This window comes from Paenibacillus sp. MT124 (assembly GCF_058792755.1).
The window spans coordinates 182,853-202,085 of record NZ_CM179500.1; the positions used below are offsets into that span (position 1 = coordinate 182,853).

Here is a 19,233-nt window from a genome sequence, read left to right on the forward strand (position 1 = left end):
GGAACCATATGATTAGGCAGCAATATGATAAGGAGGGGACATTTATGCTTGAAGGTGAAGTTTCACCGGGCACAGGCGCCACGCTCATTATCATTACGGGCATGTCCGGAGCAGGCAAAACAATTGCGGTACAGAGCCTGGAGGATCTCGGCTTTTTCTGCGTGGATAATCTGCCACCGGTGTTGATTCCGAAATTTGCGGAACTGATTGAACAATCGAACGGCAAGATCGGTAAGGTAGCCCTCGTAATTGACCTGCGGGGACGGGAATTCTTTACGGCTTTATCCGAGTCTTTGAACTATATAAAAGATCATTTTACCATTCATTGCGAAATTTTATTCCTGGATGCAACTGATTCTGTCCTTGTACAGCGCTACAAGGAGAGCAGACGCAGACATCCACTGGCTCCTGAGGGAATGCCGCTTGACGGCATCCGTCTGGAGCGCAAGATGCTGGAGGAGCTTAAGAATTCGGCTACCCAGGTACTGAACACAAGTACGATGAAGCCGGCGCAGCTTAAAGAGCGGATTATTTCTCGGTTTTCTCATTTGGAAAGTCATATGCTGTCGGTGAATATCACGTCGTTTGGATTTAAATATGGCATTCCAATCGATGCGGATTTGGTGTTTGATGTTCGTTTCCTGCCAAATCCGCATTATATTGATCATTTGCGTCCGAATACGGGGCAGAATAGTGATGTATATGAATATGTCATGAAATGGCCTGAGACACAGTCGTTTTTGACCAAACTGCTCGATATGCTGCACTTCCTGATTCCGCAATATCGTAAGGAAGGCAAAAGTCAGGTGATTATCGGGATTGGATGTACCGGCGGCAAGCATCGTTCGGTAGCCATATCCGAATATTTGGGCAAAATGTTGGGAAGCAGCGAAACTGAAGCTGTTACCGTGAGCCATCGCGACGCTGACCGTGATCGTCATTGAAGAGGGTGAAGGGATGAAAGAAGCCGGACCACGAAGAGAACGTCCGAGAATTGTTGTAATGGGCGGCGGAACCGGGTTATCCGTGATGCTGCGCGGTTTGAAAGAGAAGCCGCTGGACATCACGGCCATCGTCACGGTAGCAGATGACGGTGGAAGTTCAGGCATCCTGCGCAACGAACTGCAAATGCCGCCTCCGGGCGACATTCGTAACGTGCTTACGGCGCTGGCTGATGTTGAGCCATTGCTATCGGATATGCTAAAATATCGTTTTAATACAGGCGCGGGGCTTGCAGGCCACAGCCTGGGTAATTTGATTTTGGCTGCAATGACGGATATTTCAGGCGACTTCGTAACCGCAGTGCGGGAACTTAGCCGCGTGTTTGCCGTTCGCGGTGAGGTTTTGCCGGCAGCCGGGCAGGCGGTTGTGCTGCATGCGGAGATGGAGGATGGCTCAATTGTTACAGGCGAGTCCAAGATCCCTGAAGCAGGCGGGCGCATTAAACGCGTTTTCCTTGAACCGGATCACGTGGAGCCGTTGCCAGAGGCTGTGGAGGCTATTCGCCAGGCAGATGCCATCCTGATTGGGCCAGGCAGCTTGTATACGAGCATTCTGCCTAACTTGTTAGTTCCCAAACTGGCAGAGGCTGTCGTCGAGGCAGAGGCCGTGAAGATGTTTATATGCAATGTGATGACACAGCCTGGAGAGACGGATAACTATACGGTGAGTGACCACCTCAAGGCGGTTCATGAGCACGTAGGGCATCAGCTCTTTGACTATGTTATTGTTAATAATGGTGAAATTCCGCTGCAGGTGCAGAATAGGTATGCGGAAAAAGGAGCCAAACCGGTTGTTTTGGATATGGATGTACTTAAAAGTTCCGGCTATCAGGTGGTTGCGGATACTCTGGTTCTGTTTAGAACCTATCTGCGTCATGATGCTGATAAGCTTAGTCACCACATCTATCAACTGGTACAAAATTGGATGTTACGGAAGAGGTGAAGTCCCATGTCGTTTGCAGCACAGACCAAAAAAGAATTAACCATGATTGAGAGTGAACCGTGCTGCGAAAAGGCGGAACTTTCAGCCCTCATCCGTATGCTAGGTGCGGTGCAGTTATCGAATAAAAAAGTGATCTTAGATATTTCGACGGAGAATGCCGCGATCGCAAGACGGGCATACTCTCTGCTTAAAAAGCATTTTCAAGTGCATACGGAATTGCTTGTCCGCAAAAAAATGCGGCTGAAAAAGAACAATGTATATATTGTTCGTATTCCGTCCATGGTACAGGAGATATTAAAGGATCTGTACATTGTATCGGAAGGCTTTTTGTTTACTCCAGGAATTAATCAGGAGCTGTTACGGAAAAACTGTTGTAAACGGGCTTATCTACGCGGCGCGTTTATGGCGGGTGGCTCGGTCAACAACCCTGAAGGATCCTCGTATCACCTGGAGATCGCATCCATGTATGAAGAGCACTGTCAGGCCCTCGTGGACCTGGCTAATGAATTTCATCTCAATGCCCGGTGTATAGAACGTAAAAAAGGATTCATCCTATACATTAAGGAAGGCGAGAAAATTATTGAGCTGCTCAGCATCATTGGTGCGCATCAAGCCTTGTTCAAGTTTGAGGATGTACGGATTATGCGGGATATGCGTAATTCCGTTAACCGGATCGTCAACTGTGAGACAGCTAATCTGAACAAGACGATCGGAGCTGCAGTAAGACAGATTGATAATATCAAGCTGCTGCAAAAGGAAGTCGGTTTGGAGTCTTTGCCTGAGAAGCTGCGTGAAGTCGCAGAGGTTAGACTGGCGCATCCTGACATTAACCTGAAGGAAGTTGGCGAGCTGTTAAAAGGTACCGTCAGCAAATCGGGTGTCAACCATCGGCTTCGCAAGATTGACGAGTTGGCTGAGAAAGTGCGGAATGAACGTCACGGTTAACGGATTTGGACCTGGTTGAATAGTCAGAATTGTTCTGGTTTTTTTTCTTCTAGTGTCCTGCGCGGGTTAATGGTATAATGTTATAAATATAATTGTGTATTTAATGTCTAGATTTCTAATAGGGGGTAAGTTTCCATGACAAAGCACCCGGTAGTTGTCCGTTTGAAAACGGGTCTCCATGCCAGACCTGCGGCACTGTTCGTTCAAGAAGCGAATAAGTACTCATCTGAAGTGTTCGTCGAGAAGGACGACAAAAAAGTTAATGCAAAAAGTATCATGGGGATCATGAGCCTTGCAATCAGTACTGGTACAGAAATCCAAATTAGTGCTGAAGGCGCGGACGCCGAACAGGCTGTAAACGCTTTAGTGAGTTTGGTGAGCAAGGAAGAACTTGAAAACCAATAAGATATGATTAACATGACATGAAGAAGTCCCGCAAGGGGCTTTTTTGCGTTATGGGCATAATCAAGTGCAACATTTTGGAAAATGTCTCCGTCTGTTAAGGTATCAAAATGCTTTGAGATTGAGATCTTAAATATAAGGAGGCTATGCGTAATGGGTAAACATTGGATGAAACCGCTTGGTGCGGTATTGGTGGCAGGAACATTGCTCGTTGGTGGTACAGCGTGGGTGTCGCCGGGGAATTATGCCTATGCTGCAGAAGTACAAGGGGTACAGCAAAATGTGATAAATGTCGTGGGTAAAGGTGAGATTCAGGTAAAGCCGGATATCGCTTATCTATCGATCGGAGTGAATAGCACGGCTGAGACAGCAGCCTCCGCCCAGAAGGCAAATGCCGCAAAAATTCAAAAGGTATCCAACCTGCTGAAGAATACGTGGAAAATCAGTGCAGACGACATTCAGACCAGTCAATTCTATGTACAGCCAAACTATACGTATAGCGATAAAGAAGGTCAGAAAGTTAAAGGCTATACCGCTCATCATACGCTGACGATTACGTACCGCGAAATGGACAAGATTGGTGAACTGCTGGATGCTGCTTCGCAGGCAGGTGCCAACAATATCGAGAATGTACGCTTTACGGTAGAAAATCCGGAAAACTTCGAAGCACAAGTGATCGAGAAGGCAGTAGCTAATGCAGAGGTGAAAGCAGGAGCGATTGCCAAGGCGGTTAAACGTCAATTGGGTGCTGTGTTGTCTGTAACTCAAGGTGATGCCAATGTGCCTGTGCTCTATGCAACAGAAAGTTCGACGGCCAAGGACATGGCAATGTCTGCTGCGGGTACAGAAATTGAAACAGGTCAGGTTAAAGTAAGCACAACGCTTAACATTACGTATGAAATGAAATAACTGTAGACGTAGATGAAGATATGAAGAGACTGTGTCCAATCGGGCAGGGTCTCTTTTGTTATATAGAGGAGCTTTAAAGGAGTTAGGCATTAACATCCCTACTTTAACGAGAATAATGAGGTTGATTTGATGTCTTTTTTGTATATTTGTTCGTGACAAAACCTTTACCAAATGGATTTGGATTGAACAACATTGTAACTGGTGCTGTAAACCTTTCCTGAATTGGGTTAATTATAATATAGAGGTGAGCGTATGAGATAAGCGATCAGGATACATACGCAATAAACCATAGGCAAATTCGAGAGGAGTTTTATATATGACATCATGGAAAAAGTGGACAAGTGCATTACTCGCGGCAGGAATCATTGTAGGTAGTGGGGCGGTATGGCAGGATAACTCCGTGCAGGCAGCTTCGGTTACTTCCAAAGTTACGGCATCCACAGATGTTACATTGAAGTCTGCAGGCAAAACATTGACACAAAAGGGACTTTTACAAGGTGGATCGACGTGGGTATCCCTCACTGCTGTTAAGGATGTGGCTGGTGGTACGTTAACCTATAACGCAAAAACAAAAGAGTACACACTGACTGCAGCGAATAACACGATGAAAATCAGCCTGGCGGATGGTGAACCGTCGCTAAGAGTAAATAATTATTATCCTAACGTTGAAGCGAAGCTGATCAAAGGACGTCTGTACATTCCATTTTCAGCGATGAGAGATTATTTGGGTGTTCAAGGCAGCTGGGATGGTAAAACCAAAACACTGGCACTGAGCAAAGTGAAGCAAAATAGCGTAAAAGTGAAATCAGCAACTGTGAAAGTCGACATCAAAAATGCTGAGGTAGATATTCAATATCCGCAGGTGAGTGGACTTGCTAGCGATGAAGCCGAAGCGGCTATCAACAAAGTATTGAAAGATGAAGTGGATACATTCGTAGCTGCTTTCAAAAAGCAAACGGCAGAATACGGAACGGCAGCAGCAAACCGTCCATATGCATTTGAGAGCACCTATGTGGTGACGTACAACGAAAACGGCGTGCTGGGATTGGTAACTCAGCGTTATGAGGATTATGCCGGAGCACACGGGATGACTACACGGACAGGTCACACCTTTGCACTGGATACAGGTAAAGAGCTAAGTCTTGATGATGTGCTGCAAAACAACAAGACGATGCGCGATACACTTGGCAAAAAGGTTGGTGAACAGCTTAAGGCTCGCGGTGGTTACCTGGACGGCTATAAAGGGCTGAACAAGGATCAGGACTTCTATGTAACGCCTACAGGCGTAGTCGTGTTCTTCCAACTGTATGAGTACACTGCTTATGCAGAGGGTTTCCCGGAATTCCCGTTTACGTACAAAGAGTTACTTCCTAAAGGCACACAGCCATTCAGTGGAATTGCAGCAGAGTAATTATTCGATATCATTCTAAAAAAAGAGCGCCCCTCGTCATGATCATGACAAGGGGCGCTTCTTCGTAGTATGAACAGGTCAATCGGCCAGTTCATATTCTCAATATACAGTTACCTCGGCTTATACGCCTTGGGAGCCAACGTTTTCGATGACTTTATCAATGATACCGTAATCGGCAGCTTCAGCAGCACTCATGAAGTAGTCACGGTCTGTATCTTTCTCGATGCGCTCCAGTGGTTGACCTGTGCGCTCAGCGATGATGCGGTTCAAGGTATCACGCATTTTCAGAATGCGGCGGGCGCGGATTTCGATATCCGAAGCCTGACCTTGTGCGCCGCCCAGCGGCTGGTGAATCATGATCTCACTGTTAGGCAGTGCAAAACGTTTACCTTTTGCACCTGCATTGAGCAAGAATGCGCCCATCGAAGCTGCCATACCTACACAGATGGTAGATACATCAGGTTTGATAAATTGCATTGTATCGTAAATGGCCATACCGGCTGTAATGGATCCGCCTGGGCTGTTGATGTATAGATGAATGTCTTTCTCCGGATCTTCCGCAGCGAGGAACAACATCTGTGCCATGATGGCATTCGCGACAACGTCATTTACATCGCTGCCTAGAAAGATAATACGATCCTTCAGCAATCTGGAATAGATGTCATAGGCGCGCTCACCGCGGTTGCTCTGTTCAACGACCATAGGAATATAACTCACGTGAAAAACCTCCTCGGAAATGTACATGGAATAGTGTATCTATTTAAACTGTTACCGTATTACCCACATCATAAACAATTTCAAACAAAAAGTCAAAGAAAGTCAAACTAACTTTGAAAAAAAAGAAACCTTTACGGTTCCATTGGTTAAAAGGGTTATGAGCTGCTAATCAAGAATGGCGCGCCCGCCAAGAATCGAACTTGGATCTCAGGCTTCGGAGGCCTACGTCATATCCATTGGACCACGGGCGCACGTTGATGTGACAGCAATAATGATTATAGCTCATGGAGTCCTGAATTGCAAGAGATATGATCAAGCTTATGGTTTGGAATGACCTGAAATTGATCATGATGATGAAGAATGGATAAAGAAAGCATTTAAGTAAATGCTAAGAGAAGTTTTGGACAGGTTGCATGAAGCACGATCCTGGAGTCAATAGAAGCGATATATAGATGAGAAATTTGATTTTCTTCTATATATGGTGTAAATGCGGCTGCACTTTCCGGTGGAAGTCGGAGATTGTGAAAATAAGCGCGTACATTGGCCCAAAACGTTGTGAAATAAGGCTTTTGAAACACTTGCATGTCACGTCAGTTTTAGGTAGAATAGACGTGGGACTTAAAAAGTTAACCCGGGACATTTTAGGGCCATGAAAGAGAGCTTGGAACGAGAAGCTTGCGGGAGTGGAAAGCATGCGAACGATTTTAGAAGTGCAAAAGCAGCTTCTGCCTGATCTCATGGATGTCTTGAAGAAGAGGTATACGATTCTGCACCAGATCATGTTATCGGATGTGATCGGGAGAAGGACGTTAGCCAATTCCATGCAGATGACCGAGCGGGTTCTGAGGGCTGAGACCGATTTGTTAAAGGCTCAGGGACTTATTGAAATTGACAGTGCAGGGATGAAGATCAGTGAGGCAGGGCATGATTTGCTGCAGCAGTTAGAGCCAGTAGCCAAAGAGCTGTTCGGATTATCCGAGCTGGAAGAACGCATCAAGCAAGCCTACGGTCTGCAAAAGGTAGTTGTCGTTCCCGGCGATTCGGACATTTCTCCATTTGCCAAACGGGAACTGGGTAAGGCTGGGGCAAAGGCTCTTAGTCAGGTAATGAATGATAACGACGTTGTTGCCGTAACAGGCGGATCAACAACGGCAGGAGTAGCAGAGCAGCTGACTCCGCCAACATCGCTGAAAGGTGTATGGTTCGTACCGGCACGCGGCGGATTGGGAGAAAGCCTCGAAATTCAGGCCAATACGATTGCATCGACAATGGCAAAACGGGTAGGAGCACAATACAAACTCCTGCATGTACCGGATTTGCTTAGTGATCATGCCTATGAATCGTTAATTCAGGACCCTAGCGTCCAGGAGATTCTTCAGCTGATCCGACAGTCACGCATCGTAATTCACGGAATCGGTGATGCCGTGGAGATGGCGCGAAGACGCAAACTTGCAGCGGAGATCATAGAAGAGCTTCAGGAGCAAGGAGCCGTATCTGAATCCTTCGGTTATTATTTTAACGATCAGGGTGAAGTGGTACATACCATGCTCACTCTGGGCATGCGACTTCAGGATATTGAACGGACCGATGTGGTGATCGGAATTGCGGGTGGCAAAAGTAAGGCGGCTGCCATTCATTCCGTACTGCGATTCGGACAGGAAGATATTCTGATTATTGATGAGGCAGCTGCCGAAGTCATCGTTGCCGAAATGGAATAAAGTTTTTCTTTTACCACAACTCTTGTTGTCTTGACGGACTTCACCGTCTGTCTTGAATATATAGCTTCATAAAAAAAATAAATCAAAACTTGGGAGGAACTTACTCATGATTAAAGTAGGTATTAACGGTTTTGGACGTATTGGTCGCTTGGCATTCCGCCGTATTCAAAATGTAGAGGGCATTGAAGTAGTAGCAATCAACGACTTGACTGACGCTAAAATGCTTGCTCATTTGCTTAAATATGATACAACTCAAGGTCGCTTCGATGGCGATGTTGAAGTACACGACGGCTTCTTCAAAGTGAACGGCAAAGAAGTTAAAGTACTGGCTAACCGTAACCCAGAAGAACTTCCTTGGGGCGACCTGGGCGTAGACATCGTTCTGGAATGTACTGGATTCTTCACAACTAAAGAAGCAGCTGAGAAGCACCTTAAAGGCGGCGCTAAAAAAGTTGTTATCTCCGCACCAGCTACTGGCGACATGAAAACCATCGTTTACAACGTAAACCATGAAATCCTCGACGGTACTGAAACTGTAATCTCCGGCGCATCTTGCACAACAAACTGCCTGGCTCCTATGGCAAAAACACTGCAAGACAAATTCGGAATCGTTCAAGGTTTGATGACTACAATTCACGCTTACACTGGCGACCAAAACACATTGGATGCTCCACACCCTAAAGGTGACTTCCGTCGTGCTCGCGCAGCAGCTGAAAACATCATCCCTAACACAACTGGTGCTGCTAAAGCAATCGGTTTGGTTATCCCTGAACTGCAAGGTAAACTCGACGGTGCAGCTCAACGTGTACCAGTAGCTACTGGTTCCCTGACTGAGCTCGTAACTGTTCTTGGACAAAAAGTAACTGCTGATGAAGTTAATGCAGCAATGAAAGAAGCTTCCGATCCACAAACTTTCGGATACACTGAAGACGAAATCGTATCTTCCGATATCCAAGGTATCACTTTCGGTTCCCTGTTTGATGCAACTCAAACTAAAGTTCTGACTGTGGGCGACCAACAACTGGTTAAAACTGTAGCTTGGTATGACAACGAAATGTCCTACACAGCTCAATTGGTTCGCACTTTGGAGCACTTTGCAAAAATGATTAAGTAATATCTGCAATAACATAGAGCGGAAACAGATGCTATTGTTTCCGCTCTTTATCTATCAACATTTTGCAAATTTCTCAAAAACACCAGGGTTGACAGGGGATTTGGGCTCCTGATCGGTCCACCAAATACATGGGTGCGGAGGAAATACAGATGAACAAAAAAAGTGTACGCGATATCGAATTGACAGGAAAACGGGCTTTTGTCCGTGTAGATTTCAATGTGCCGCTCGAAGATGGTAAAATTACAGATGACAAACGTATTCGTGCAACACTGCCAACGATCAACTTCTTGATCGAAAAAGGTGCGAAAGTCATTCTGGCAAGCCACATGGGTCGTCCAAATGGCGAGGTTGTTGAATCCTTGCGTTTGACTCCGGCGGCTGAGCGTTTGTCCGAGCTGCTTGGTAAAAAAGTGGTTAAAGCTGAAGATTCCATCGGTGAAACCGTTAAAGCGCAAGTTGCTGAACTGAACAACGGTGACGTATTGTTGCTTGAAAACGTTCGTTTCCATGCAGGCGAAGAGAAAAACGATCCAGAACTCGCAAAACAATTTGCTGAACTGGCTGACGTTTTCGTTAACGATGCTTTCGGAGCAGCTCACAGAGCACATGCTTCAACAGAAGGTATCGCTCACTTGCTGCCAGCAGTATCCGGTCTTTTGATGGAGAAAGAACTTGAAGTGCTCGGCAAAGCCATTTCCAACCCTGAGCGTCCGTTCACTGCAATCATTGGCGGATCCAAAGTTAAGGACAAAATCGATGTAATCGACAACCTGCTTAACATTGCAGACAACGTAATCATCGGTGGTGGTCTGTCCTACACATTCATGAAGGCTCAAGGCCACGAAGTAGGCCAATCCCTGTTGGATGAGTCCAAACTGGATGTAGCTCTGGGCTTCATCGAAAAAGCAAAAAAACTGGGTAAAAACTTCTATCTGCCAGTAGATATCGTCATTTCTGATGATTTCAGCGCTAACGCAAACACAAAAGTGGTTGAAGTTGGCGACATTCCTGCAGATTGGGAAGGTATCGACATCGGTCCTAAAACACGTGAGATCTATGCTGACGTTGTTAAAAACTCCAAACTTGTAGTATGGAACGGACCAATGGGCGTATTCGAAATCGAGCCTTTCTCCCACGGTACTCGTGCAGTGGCAGAAGCTTGTGCAACAACGGATGCTTACACAGTAATCGGTGGTGGCGACTCCGCAGCAGCAGCTGAGAAGTTCAAACTGGCTGATAAAATGGACCACATCTCCACAGGTGGCGGTGCATCACTGGAATTCATGGAAGGCAAAGTGCTTCCAGGCGTAGTTGCATTGAACGATAAGTAAGTTTTAAGCTATAGCATGAAGGAGTTGAAAACCATGAGAACACCGATTATCGCAGGTAACTGGAAAATGTTCAAAACGGTTTCCGAATCCAATGACTTCATTCAGGAAGTTAAAGGAAAAGCGGAAGTTGAAGGCGTGGAGACTGTAATCTGTGCGCCGTTTACGAATCTGCCTACATTGGTAGAGGCTGTGAAAGGCACAAACATCAAAATTGGTGCTCAAAATCTTCACTTTGAAGACAACGGTGCATTCACTGGTGAAATCAGCGGCGTAATGCTGAAAGACCTGGGCGTGGATTATGTAATCATTGGTCACTCGGAGCGCCGTCAATATTTTGCGGAAACCGATGAGACTGTCAATAAAAAGCTGCATGCAGCATTCCGTCATGGATTGACTCCGATCTTCTGTCTTGGTGAGACACTTGAAGAGCGTGAAGCGAACCAAACAAAAGACGTATGCAAAGTGCAAACGGAAGCTGCTTTTGCAGGTTTGTCTGCAGATCAAGCGGCACAAGTGGTTATCGCTTATGAACCAATCTGGGCGATTGGTACAGGTAAATCCTCCACATCCCAAGATGCGAATGAAGTTATTGCTTACATCCGCAGCCTGGTGAAGGATCTGTACGACGAGAAGGTTGCAAGTGCAGTTCGTATTCAATACGGCGGCAGTGTTAAACCAGAGAACGTAACAGAATACCTCGGACAAAGCGACATCGACGGCGCGCTTGTTGGCGGTGCCAGCTTGCAGCCGGCTTCGTTCATCGCGCTTGTTGAGGGGGCGAAGTAATGACAGCTCCAAAACCTGTAGCACTGATCATCATGGATGGCTTTGGTCTTCGTAACACGGTGGAAGGCAACGCAGTAGCGCAAGCCAAAAAGCCGAACTACGATCGCTTCATGAGCCAATTCCCACACACAACTCTCACTGCTTGCGGTGAAGCTGTAGGTTTGCCAGAAGGGCAAATGGGGAACTCCGAGGTAGGACACCTGAACATTGGTGCCGGCCGGATCGTATACCAGGATTTGACCCGTATCTCCAAATCGATTCGTGACGGAGAGTTCTTCGACAACGAAACACTTGTCAAAGCTGTGCGCGAAGCGAAACAAAACGGTAAAAAGCTTCACCTGTACGGATTGTTGTCTGATGGCGGCGTACATAGTCACATCGACCACTTGTTTGCCATGCTGGATCTGGCCAAAAAAGAAGAAATGAATGACGTTTATATTCATGCCTTCCTGGATGGCCGTGACGTTATGCCGGATAGCGGTAAAGACTTCATGAAGAAGCTGATCGCCAAAATTGAGGAAGTCGGTGTAGGACAAATCGCAACGGTTCAAGGTCGCTACTACGCGATGGACCGTGACAAACGTTGGGAACGTGTTGAGAAATCATATCGTGCCATCGTTTATGGTGATGGACCAAAATACAACGATCCACTCAGAGCGGTTGAAGAATCGTATGAGAAGTCCGTATTTGACGAATTCGTTGAGCCAACGGTTATCGTTAAAGCGGATGGTGAGCCGGTAGGTTTGGTAGAAAGCGGCGACTCCGTAATCTTCCTGAACTTCCGTCCTGACCGTGCGATTCAGCTGTCGCAAGTATTCACGAACAAGGATTTCCGTGGTTTCGACCGCGGTCCGAAATTCCCAGAAGGCTTGCACTTTGTCTGCCTGACGTTGTTCAGTGAAACGGTTGAAGGTTATGTGGCTTACTCGCCTAAAAACCTCGACAATACACTGGGTGAAGTTCTGGTTCAGAACAACAAGAAACAGCTGCGTATTGCTGAAACCGAGAAATACCCGCATGTTACCTTCTTCTTCAGCGGTGGACGTGATGTTGAGCTTCCAGGCGAAACTCGCGTGCTGATCAACTCACCAAAAGTTGCAACGTACGATCTGCAACCGGAGATGAGCGCTTATGAAGTAGCTGACGCATGTGTTCGCGAGATTGAAGCAGACAAACATGATGCGATCATTCTGAACTTCGCCAACCCGGATATGGTTGGACACTCCGGCATGCTGGAGCCTACCATTAAGGCGGTTGAAGTGACAGATGAGTGCATGGGACGTGTTGTTGATGCAGTGCTTGCCAAAGGCGGCGTTGTTCTCATCACAGCCGACCATGGTAACGCTGATATGGTATTCGATGAGCAAGGACGTCCGTTCACTGCTCATACAACGAACCCGGTTCCATTTATCGTTACAGATCCTAACGTAACCTTGCGTGAAGGTGGAATCCTGGCCGATATCGCGCCAACGATTCTGGACTTGATGCAGTTGCCTAAACCGGAAGAAATGACAGGTACTTCTGTTATCGCTACCCGTAAATAATTCGTTTAAATAGGTTGTTGAATAAGACAAAGTGGAACCTGGAACGAAGCAGGCAGAACCAATCTGAAGAAGCAACGCGTTCGCCTTTATCACATGATTCCAACTTATGAAGATAAGTTCATAGGAATCAGGGGATAACAGCGATCGGAAGATGGTACTGCATGCGGAGTGGTCTGGTGGAACTTAATTATTCTGAACGTATTAAAAATAAATTCAAATTTAAAGGAGATTATCACTCATGACTATTATTTCTGACGTGTACGCTCGCGAAGTCCTCGACTCCCGCGGTAACCCTACAGTTGAAGTTGAAGTATACCTGGAGTCCGGCGCAATCGGACGCGCAATCGTTCCATCTGGTGCATCCACTGGTGCCCACGAAGCTGTTGAGCTTCGCGATGGTGACAAATCCCGCTACCTGGGTAAAGGCGTTCTGCAAGCCGTTAAGAACGTAAACGAAACAATCGCTCCAGAAGTAATCGGTATGGACGCTTTGGATCAACTGGGTATCGACAAAATGATGATCGCTTTGGATGGTACGCCAAACAAAGGTAAACTGGGTGCTAACGCAATCCTGGCTGTATCCATGGCTGTAGCTCGCGCAGCTGCTGACGCTCTGGACCTGCCACTGTATGTTTACCTGGGCGGATTCAACGCTAAAGCATTGCCAGTACCAATGATGAACATCATCAACGGTGGTGAGCATGCTGACAACAACATCGATGTTCAAGAGTTCATGGTTCTTCCTGTTGGAGCACCAACATTCAAAGAAGCTCTTCGCGTAGGCGCAGAAATCTTCCACAACCTGAAATCCGTACTGAGCTCCAAAGGCCTGAACACAGCTGTAGGTGACGAAGGTGGTTTCGCACCGAACCTTGGTTCGAACGAAGAAGCAATCACTACAATCATCGAAGCGATTGAAAAAGCAGGATACAAACCAGGTGTTGACGTATTCCTGGGTATGGACGTAGCTTCCACTGAGTTCTACAAAGATGGTAAATACACACTTGCTGGCGAAGGTAAATCTTACACTTCCGCTGAGTATGTTGACCTTCTGGCTTCATGGGTTGAGAAATACCCAATCATCACAATCGAAGACGGTATGTCCGAAGACGACTGGGATGGTTGGAAATTGCTCACTGAAAAATTGGGTGACAAAGTACAACTCGTTGGTGACGACTTGTTCGTAACGAACACGGAGCGTCTGGAAAAAGGTATCAACGAAGGTATTGGTAACTCCATCCTGATCAAAGTTAACCAAATCGGTACGCTGACTGAAACATTCGATGCAATCGAAATGGCTAAACGTGCAGGATACACAGCTGTAATCTCCCACCGTTCCGGTGAGTCCGAAGACAGCACAATCGCTGACATCGCGGTTGCAACAAACGCAGGACAAATCAAAACAGGTGCACCTTCCCGTACAGACCGTATCGCGAAGTACAACCAATTGCTCCGCATCGAGGATCAACTGGGCGAACTGGCACAATACAATGGTCTTAAAGGATTCTACAACCTTAAAAAATAAGCTGTGTTCACAGCTTCCAGGGCAAGCCGGGTAACCGGCTTGTCTTTTTCATTTCTTCATAACATAGACAGTATCATGGATAAGGTTGTAGATTGGGAATAGCTGTGGTACAATTAAAGTAACTGTTTTTATGGTGAGATGTTATGCCCACATGGGTAGGAGGTGGAAAGAATGGATATTGCTTTGAAATTGCTGCTCGTTGTTTTCTCGATCGGTCTAATCACTGTAGTATTGCTGCAGCACGGGAAAAGCGCTGGTTTGGCGGGTGCCATCTCCGGTGGTGCGGAACATCTTTTCGGTAAAACGAAAGCGCGCGGATTGGATCTTTTCCTGCAACGTGCAACCGTTGTACTGGGTGCAGGATTTATGATCTTGGCTATCATTGTTACAGTCATTTCCAAGTAAGGAATGCTGCTGTTATGATTGGTAGATCAAGCATATATGAATGAACGACCTAAGATGATGAACCTTCGTTTCGTGAAGAAACGGAGGTTTTTTAATACATTGGCGCATGTCCAAAGTTTCCCAACTATCTTTTCAACCCATGTAATCTTCGGTTCCCCACTTCCATTTCGTTTTCCTTCCCGTTCCTTAGCCCAGTTGCCTACTTAGTTATTCAATACGAACGAATTTGCTCAATACATTTCATATTTCATCTTTGAACGTAGTTCTTTAAGGAATTTGTTATCCTAAAATCCATTGAAAACGTGTACCTATGACGTGAAGTGGTGCATTGAGTTGAGGTTTGGATTATTTTGCGGGGTACGGATGCGGTGGATTGAATTCGTGTATACTAGGGTATGAGATAGTGAGGGCATGTGTTACGTGGCATACCAATTGTAAGAATCCCGATACATAAAGACAGGATACAAACCAGATTACACTTTTACGTTTCCCGAGGTGAATATTAATGATAACAGAACAACAATTGCTCGACTTCATGCGGGAAACCGCTTATAAACCGATGACCTATCAGGAGCTGGAACAGCACTTCGAGATTGAAGATGCAGCTGATTTCAAAGCCTTTTTGATCATGCTGAATACACTGGAGGAATCCGGCAAGATTCTGCTTACCCGTAACAACAGATACGGCATGCCTGAACGCATGAACCTCGTTCGCGGAAGACTGCAGGCACATGCGAAGGGATTTGCCTTTCTCATCCCTGAGGATAAAGAGCATCCGGATGTCTACATCCATGCCAATGATATGAAGAGCGCGATGAACGGGGACACGGTCCTTGTTAAAGTGACGTCTCAGGGTCCATCCAACGGACGTTTGGAAGGCGAGATCGTTCGCATCGTTACCCGTGCAGTTACCCAAGTGGTTGGTGTGTTCCAGAGCCATGAGGTATATGGCTTCGTCATTCCGGACGATAAGCGGATTAACCGTGATATTTTCATTCCGCGTACGAATTCTGCCGGGGCTGTAGATGGACAAAAAGTCGTTGCCAAAATCGTGAGCTACCCGGAAGGTCGCGCTGCCGCAGAAGGCGAAATTATTGAGATACTTGGACATAAGGATGATCCAGGCATTGATATATTGTCCGTCATTCGCAAGCATCAGCTGCCGGAAGCATTCCCGGATGAAGTGGTGGAAGAAGCAGAACAAGCTCCGGAATCCATTACGGATGAAGAGATCGTGCAGCAGGGTCGCCGTGACTTGCGTGGATTAAACATCGTAACCATCGATGGCGAAGACGCCAAGGATCTGGACGATGCGGTCAATGTGGAGAAGCTGCCGAACGGGAACTACCGTCTGGGTGTCCATATTGCGGATGTCGGCTACTATGTACGTGAGAACTCCAAACTCGATCAGGAAGCATACAACCGCGGATGCAGTGTGTACTTGGTAGACCGTGTTATTCCGATGCTGCCGCATCGTCTATCGAACGGGATCTGCAGCTTGAATCCACAGGTGGATCGCCTTACGCTGTCCTGTGAAATGGAGTTCAACGACCAGATGAAGGTTGTGAAGCACGACATTTTCACGAGTGTAATCAAAACCAAAGAGCGTATGACGTATGCCAACGTTCGTAAAATTCTTGAAGGTGAAGAGCCAGAATTGCTGGAGCGCTACAAGGATCTGGTGGATGACTTCCATCTGATGAAAGAAATTGCCCTCAAGCTTCGCGCCATGCGTATGCGCCGGGGTGCGGTTGACTTTGATTTTGAAGAATCCAAAATCATCGTGGACGAAGAAGGTAAACCGGTTGATATCGTCAAACGCGAGCGTTCCATTGCAGAGCAAATTATTGAAGAATTCATGCTGGCGGCCAATGAGACGGTGGCAGAGCACTTCCACTGGCTGAAGGTTCCGTTTATCTATCGTGTGCATGAAGATCCCGATCAGGAGAAATTGCAAAACTTCCTCGCTTTTGCAGCGAACTTCGGACATCATGTAAAAGGACGCGGCAACGCGATCCATCCACGTGCGCTTCAATCCCTGCTTGAGGATATCAATGGAACGAAGGAACAAACGGTTATCAGTACGATGATGCTGCGTTCCATGAAGCAGGCGAAGTATGATGCTGAAATGTCGGGTCACTTCGGCCTCGCGGCTGAGTTCTACAGTCACTTCACATCACCAATTCGTCGTTACCCCGATCTGGTTATTCACCGTGTCATTCGGGAAGTGATTGAGAACAAGGGTGCGCTGCCTGAGAATCGTCAGGAATACCTGGCGTCACGCATGTCCGATATTGCGCAGCAATCCTCTGAGCGTGAACGTGTGGCGGTTGAAGCCGAGCGGGATACAGAGAAAATGAAGAAAGCCGAGTACATGCTCGATAAGGTCGGCGAAGAATTCGAAGGCATGATCAGCAGTGTAACCAGCTTCGGCATGTTCATTGAACTCGAGAATACGGTAGAAGGCTTGATCCGATTGAGTGCGCTGACGGACGACTATTACCACTTTGACGATCAGCATATGGCTCTCATTGGTGAGCGAACCTCGAAAGTGTTCCGTATCGGAGATGAGGTGAAGATTCGTGTTGCTCGCGTGAGCATGGAAGAATACACGATTGACTTTGAAATGGTGGATATGAAGCCACGCAGCGAACGGCCAGGCGGTTTTGGTGGCGGCAACCGAGGTGCCAGAGGTGGACGTCCTGCTGGTGGTGGTGGCCGGAGTGGCGCCAAAGGCGGTTCTGGTGGATTCAATGGCTCACGTGGAGGCAAAGGCGGCGGCAGCCGCGGTGGAAGAGCATCGGAAGAGAGCAGCAAGGGTGGACGTGGCAGCTTCAGCGGAAAAGGTGGCGGTAAACCGAAAAGTGAACGTCGCACGGGAGATGCAAGTGCACCAGCTGCTGCTCGCGGCAAAGGTACAGGAGCGGTAAGCTTTGGTTTTGGATCAGGTAAAGGTGGATACAGCTCTGTGCCGTCCAGCCAGGACCGCGGCACTGGAGGCCAAGGAACTGATCTGAACAGCGGTAAAGGCCGTGGCGAAGGCAGCTTCAAATCCGGCAAGGGCGGCGGCAAAGGTGGCGGTGGACGCAAAAAGACGTCACCTAGCGGTATCTTTATCGGCGAAGCAGCTACACCTGGAGGTACGCAGGAAGGCGGAGCTCCGCGCCGTAAACGGAAAAAGAACAAAGGTGCTTCCGCTAATGGGACAGCTGCTTTTGTACGGAAGAAGAAAAAGTAATATTCGTTTCGCACAGCATGAAATGTGTGTAATGAGAAGGGGCGGCATATGCTGCCTCTTTCTTGATTTTAACAGCGGTCCTTGCTACAATTAAGGTCTGGCATAGGGTACCTGAGCATCATCGGGTGCGCGGCTATAGAGCATGGTACCGGCTTATTTTACGGAGAAGGAGTGAGGACATGGGCAAGAATGATGGACAGAGTAAAGTGCTCGCACAGAATAAAAAGGCTTCCCATGACTACTTCATTGAAGATACGTATGAAGCGGGCATGGTGCTTACCGGAACGGAGATCAAATCTCTTCGTAACGGCCGTGCGAATATTGGAGATGCGTTTGCCACCATTCGCAACGGTGAAATTCACATTCATAATATGCATATTAGCCCTTTTGAACAAGGGAACCGACATAATCCGCTTGATCCGACGCGTACGCGCAAGCTGCTGCTGCACAAGTCTCAGATTCACAAGCTGCTTGGATTGTCGAAGCAGGAAGGGTACAGCATTGTGCCGCTGAAGATTTATGTGCGTAACGGCTATGCGAAACTGCTGCTGGGCCTGGGTAAAGGTAAGAAGCAGTATGATAAACGTGAGTCCGCAGCGAAGCGGGATGCACAACGTGATATTCAACGGGCAATGCGCGAGAAGCAGAAGATCGCTCGCTGATTGGAATTGTTTCATTGTCGCACGATATGTCATAAGTTAACACTAGATGCGTTAGTAAATGAGAATCTCAAGTTTGTCCCGTGAACGGGTGGAACTTGGGATTTTTGTTTTAATGTGGGCTGCTGTTTGAACATCATTTGGGGAGAACGTTAAGAATTTAAATCTGTAAGCACAGGGTGGCTAAGATAAAGATAGATTGGTTTAGGTGATGCGATATGACGCAGTTGTGGTATCTAAAGTAGCTGCTCTCTGCGTAGCCTGTACAATATGTGGGTAAAATAAAGGAAGTACAGTTGTTCGCAATCTCATGCTGGTAAACTTTACTTCGACCGAGGGACGCGGTATAATATGTAGACGATTGAGCCTCAGATGGTGCATTGGTTAATCTTGCACTGATGCTCAGCCTGCTGGTATGACTTCCAGTAATCTATACTATATCTGCATTCGGTCCTGTGATATGATTATTCATGTAGCAGACAGGAATGCCGAGTTTGAAAGAGCATCTTTTTACCTTGGAGGAAAAAGATGTGCAGCACCTTTGCTCCGTATTCACGGATTAATCCTGGAGCCCTTCTTATATGA

The 19,233-nt window shown here is 47.0% G+C and carries 16 protein-coding genes and 1 tRNA gene; 15 read left to right on the forward strand and 2 right to left on the reverse strand.

Annotated elements, in window-relative coordinates; all coding sequences use genetic code 11:
- Nucleotides 1-44: 44 nt before the first annotated feature.
- The 6 genes from rapZ to AC3RCI_RS00925 all read left to right on the forward strand — a co-directional run bounded on the left by rapZ (nt 45) and on the right by AC3RCI_RS00925 (nt 5,611).
- A complete protein-coding gene (gene rapZ, locus AC3RCI_RS00900; protein ID WP_095293011.1) occupies nt 45-944 on the forward strand; it encodes an RNase adapter RapZ in 900 nt (299 codons plus the stop codon).
- Nucleotides 945-957: 13 nt separating this feature from the next.
- Nucleotides 958-1,944 (forward strand): gluconeogenesis factor YvcK family protein, encoded by a 987-nt coding sequence (locus AC3RCI_RS00905; RefSeq protein ID WP_095293013.1) that lies wholly within the window; start codon nt 958-960, stop codon nt 1,942-1,944.
- A 6-nt stretch (nt 1,945-1,950) separates the two neighbouring features.
- Complete coding sequence (gene whiA / locus AC3RCI_RS00910) at nt 1,951-2,889, forward strand: DNA-binding protein WhiA (protein ID WP_095293015.1); 939 nt, start codon at nt 1,951-1,953, stop codon at nt 2,887-2,889.
- A 135-nt stretch (nt 2,890-3,024) separates the two neighbouring features.
- Nucleotides 3,025-3,294: an HPr family phosphocarrier protein gene (locus AC3RCI_RS00915; RefSeq protein ID WP_017691248.1), complete on the forward strand. Its 270-nt coding sequence runs from the start codon at nt 3,025-3,027 to the stop codon at nt 3,292-3,294.
- A 150-nt stretch (nt 3,295-3,444) separates the two neighbouring features.
- A complete protein-coding gene (locus tag AC3RCI_RS00920) occupies nt 3,445-4,200 on the forward strand; it encodes an SIMPL domain-containing protein (RefSeq protein WP_492527299.1) in 756 nt (251 codons plus the stop codon).
- Between the two features lie 316 nt (nt 4,201-4,516).
- Complete coding sequence (locus AC3RCI_RS00925; RefSeq protein WP_492473457.1) at nt 4,517-5,611, forward strand: PdaC/SigV domain-containing protein; 1,095 nt, start codon at nt 4,517-4,519, stop codon at nt 5,609-5,611.
- A 120-nt stretch (nt 5,612-5,731) separates the two neighbouring features.
- Here AC3RCI_RS00925 and clpP read toward each other — a convergent pair whose 3' ends face one another.
- Both clpP and AC3RCI_RS00935 read right to left on the reverse strand, forming a co-directional pair.
- A complete protein-coding gene (gene clpP / locus AC3RCI_RS00930) occupies nt 5,732-6,328 on the reverse strand; it encodes an ATP-dependent Clp endopeptidase proteolytic subunit ClpP (protein WP_095362036.1) in 597 nt (198 codons plus the stop codon).
- A gap of 176 nt (nt 6,329-6,504) precedes the next feature.
- A tRNA-Arg gene (locus AC3RCI_RS00935) sits at nt 6,505-6,579 on the reverse strand.
- A gap of 441 nt (nt 6,580-7,020) precedes the next feature.
- Here AC3RCI_RS00935 and AC3RCI_RS00940 point away from each other — a divergent pair.
- From AC3RCI_RS00940 to smpB, 9 genes are all read left to right on the forward strand, one after another.
- On the forward strand, nt 7,021-8,046 hold the full coding sequence (locus AC3RCI_RS00940; RefSeq protein WP_183526475.1) for a sugar-binding domain-containing protein: 1,026 nt from the start codon (nt 7,021-7,023) through the stop codon (nt 8,044-8,046).
- A 106-nt stretch (nt 8,047-8,152) separates the two neighbouring features.
- A complete protein-coding gene (gene gap / locus AC3RCI_RS00945; RefSeq protein ID WP_095293026.1) occupies nt 8,153-9,160 on the forward strand; it encodes a type I glyceraldehyde-3-phosphate dehydrogenase in 1,008 nt (335 codons plus the stop codon).
- A 149-nt stretch (nt 9,161-9,309) separates the two neighbouring features.
- Nucleotides 9,310-10,491 carry a phosphoglycerate kinase gene (locus AC3RCI_RS00950; RefSeq protein ID WP_492527300.1) on the forward strand — a complete coding sequence of 394 codons (1,182 nt, stop codon included), beginning with the start codon at nt 9,310-9,312 and terminating at the stop codon, nt 10,489-10,491.
- Between the two features lie 33 nt (nt 10,492-10,524).
- Nucleotides 10,525-11,277 (forward strand): triose-phosphate isomerase, encoded by a 753-nt coding sequence (gene tpiA, locus AC3RCI_RS00955; RefSeq protein WP_095293028.1) that lies wholly within the window; start codon nt 10,525-10,527, stop codon nt 11,275-11,277.
- Nucleotides 11,277-12,821, forward strand: a complete 1,545-nt coding sequence (gene gpmI, locus AC3RCI_RS00960) for a 2,3-bisphosphoglycerate-independent phosphoglycerate mutase (protein WP_095293030.1) — start codon at nt 11,277-11,279, stop codon at nt 12,819-12,821. Before tpiA ends, gpmI begins: the two co-directional genes overlap by 1 nt.
- 238 nt (nt 12,822-13,059) lie before the next feature.
- Entirely contained in the window at nt 13,060-14,346 is a 1,287-nt protein-coding gene (eno, locus tag AC3RCI_RS00965) for a phosphopyruvate hydratase (RefSeq protein ID WP_095293032.1), read from the forward strand.
- A 171-nt stretch (nt 14,347-14,517) separates the two neighbouring features.
- Nucleotides 14,518-14,751 (forward strand): preprotein translocase subunit SecG, encoded by a 234-nt coding sequence (gene secG, locus AC3RCI_RS00970; protein WP_095293034.1) that lies wholly within the window; start codon nt 14,518-14,520, stop codon nt 14,749-14,751.
- 505 nt (nt 14,752-15,256) lie between these two features.
- Nucleotides 15,257-17,989, forward strand: a complete 2,733-nt coding sequence (rnr, locus tag AC3RCI_RS00975) for a ribonuclease R (RefSeq protein WP_492527301.1) — start codon at nt 15,257-15,259, stop codon at nt 17,987-17,989.
- A 179-nt stretch (nt 17,990-18,168) separates the two neighbouring features.
- On the forward strand, nt 18,169-18,651 hold the full coding sequence (gene smpB, locus AC3RCI_RS00980) for an SsrA-binding protein SmpB (RefSeq protein WP_413037400.1): 483 nt from the start codon (nt 18,169-18,171) through the stop codon (nt 18,649-18,651).
- Nucleotides 18,652-19,233: the final 582 nt, after the last annotated feature.

Coding starts and splice junctions, on each gene's coding strand:
- rapZ (WP_095293011.1), top strand. CDS start 45: ATGCTTGAAGGTGAAGTTTCACCGGGCACAGGCGCCACGCTCATTATC.
- AC3RCI_RS00905 (WP_095293013.1), top strand. CDS start 958: ATGAAAGAAGCCGGACCACGAAGAGAACGTCCGAGAATTGTTGTAATG.
- whiA (WP_095293015.1), top strand. CDS start 1,951: ATGTCGTTTGCAGCACAGACCAAAAAAGAATTAACCATGATTGAGAGT.
- AC3RCI_RS00915 (WP_017691248.1), top strand. CDS start 3,025: ATGACAAAGCACCCGGTAGTTGTCCGTTTGAAAACGGGTCTCCATGCC.
- AC3RCI_RS00920 (WP_492527299.1), top strand. CDS start 3,445: ATGGGTAAACATTGGATGAAACCGCTTGGTGCGGTATTGGTGGCAGGA.
- AC3RCI_RS00925 (WP_492473457.1), top strand. CDS start 4,517: ATGACATCATGGAAAAAGTGGACAAGTGCATTACTCGCGGCAGGAATC.
- AC3RCI_RS00940 (WP_183526475.1), top strand. CDS start 7,021: ATGCGAACGATTTTAGAAGTGCAAAAGCAGCTTCTGCCTGATCTCATG.
- gap (WP_095293026.1), top strand. CDS start 8,153: ATGATTAAAGTAGGTATTAACGGTTTTGGACGTATTGGTCGCTTGGCA.
- AC3RCI_RS00950 (WP_492527300.1), top strand. CDS start 9,310: ATGAACAAAAAAAGTGTACGCGATATCGAATTGACAGGAAAACGGGCT.
- tpiA (WP_095293028.1), top strand. CDS start 10,525: ATGAGAACACCGATTATCGCAGGTAACTGGAAAATGTTCAAAACGGTT.
- gpmI (WP_095293030.1), top strand. CDS start 11,277: ATGACAGCTCCAAAACCTGTAGCACTGATCATCATGGATGGCTTTGGT.
- eno (WP_095293032.1), top strand. CDS start 13,060: ATGACTATTATTTCTGACGTGTACGCTCGCGAAGTCCTCGACTCCCGC.
- secG (WP_095293034.1), top strand. CDS start 14,518: ATGGATATTGCTTTGAAATTGCTGCTCGTTGTTTTCTCGATCGGTCTA.
- rnr (WP_492527301.1), top strand. CDS start 15,257: ATGATAACAGAACAACAATTGCTCGACTTCATGCGGGAAACCGCTTAT.
- smpB (WP_413037400.1), top strand. CDS start 18,169: ATGGGCAAGAATGATGGACAGAGTAAAGTGCTCGCACAGAATAAAAAG.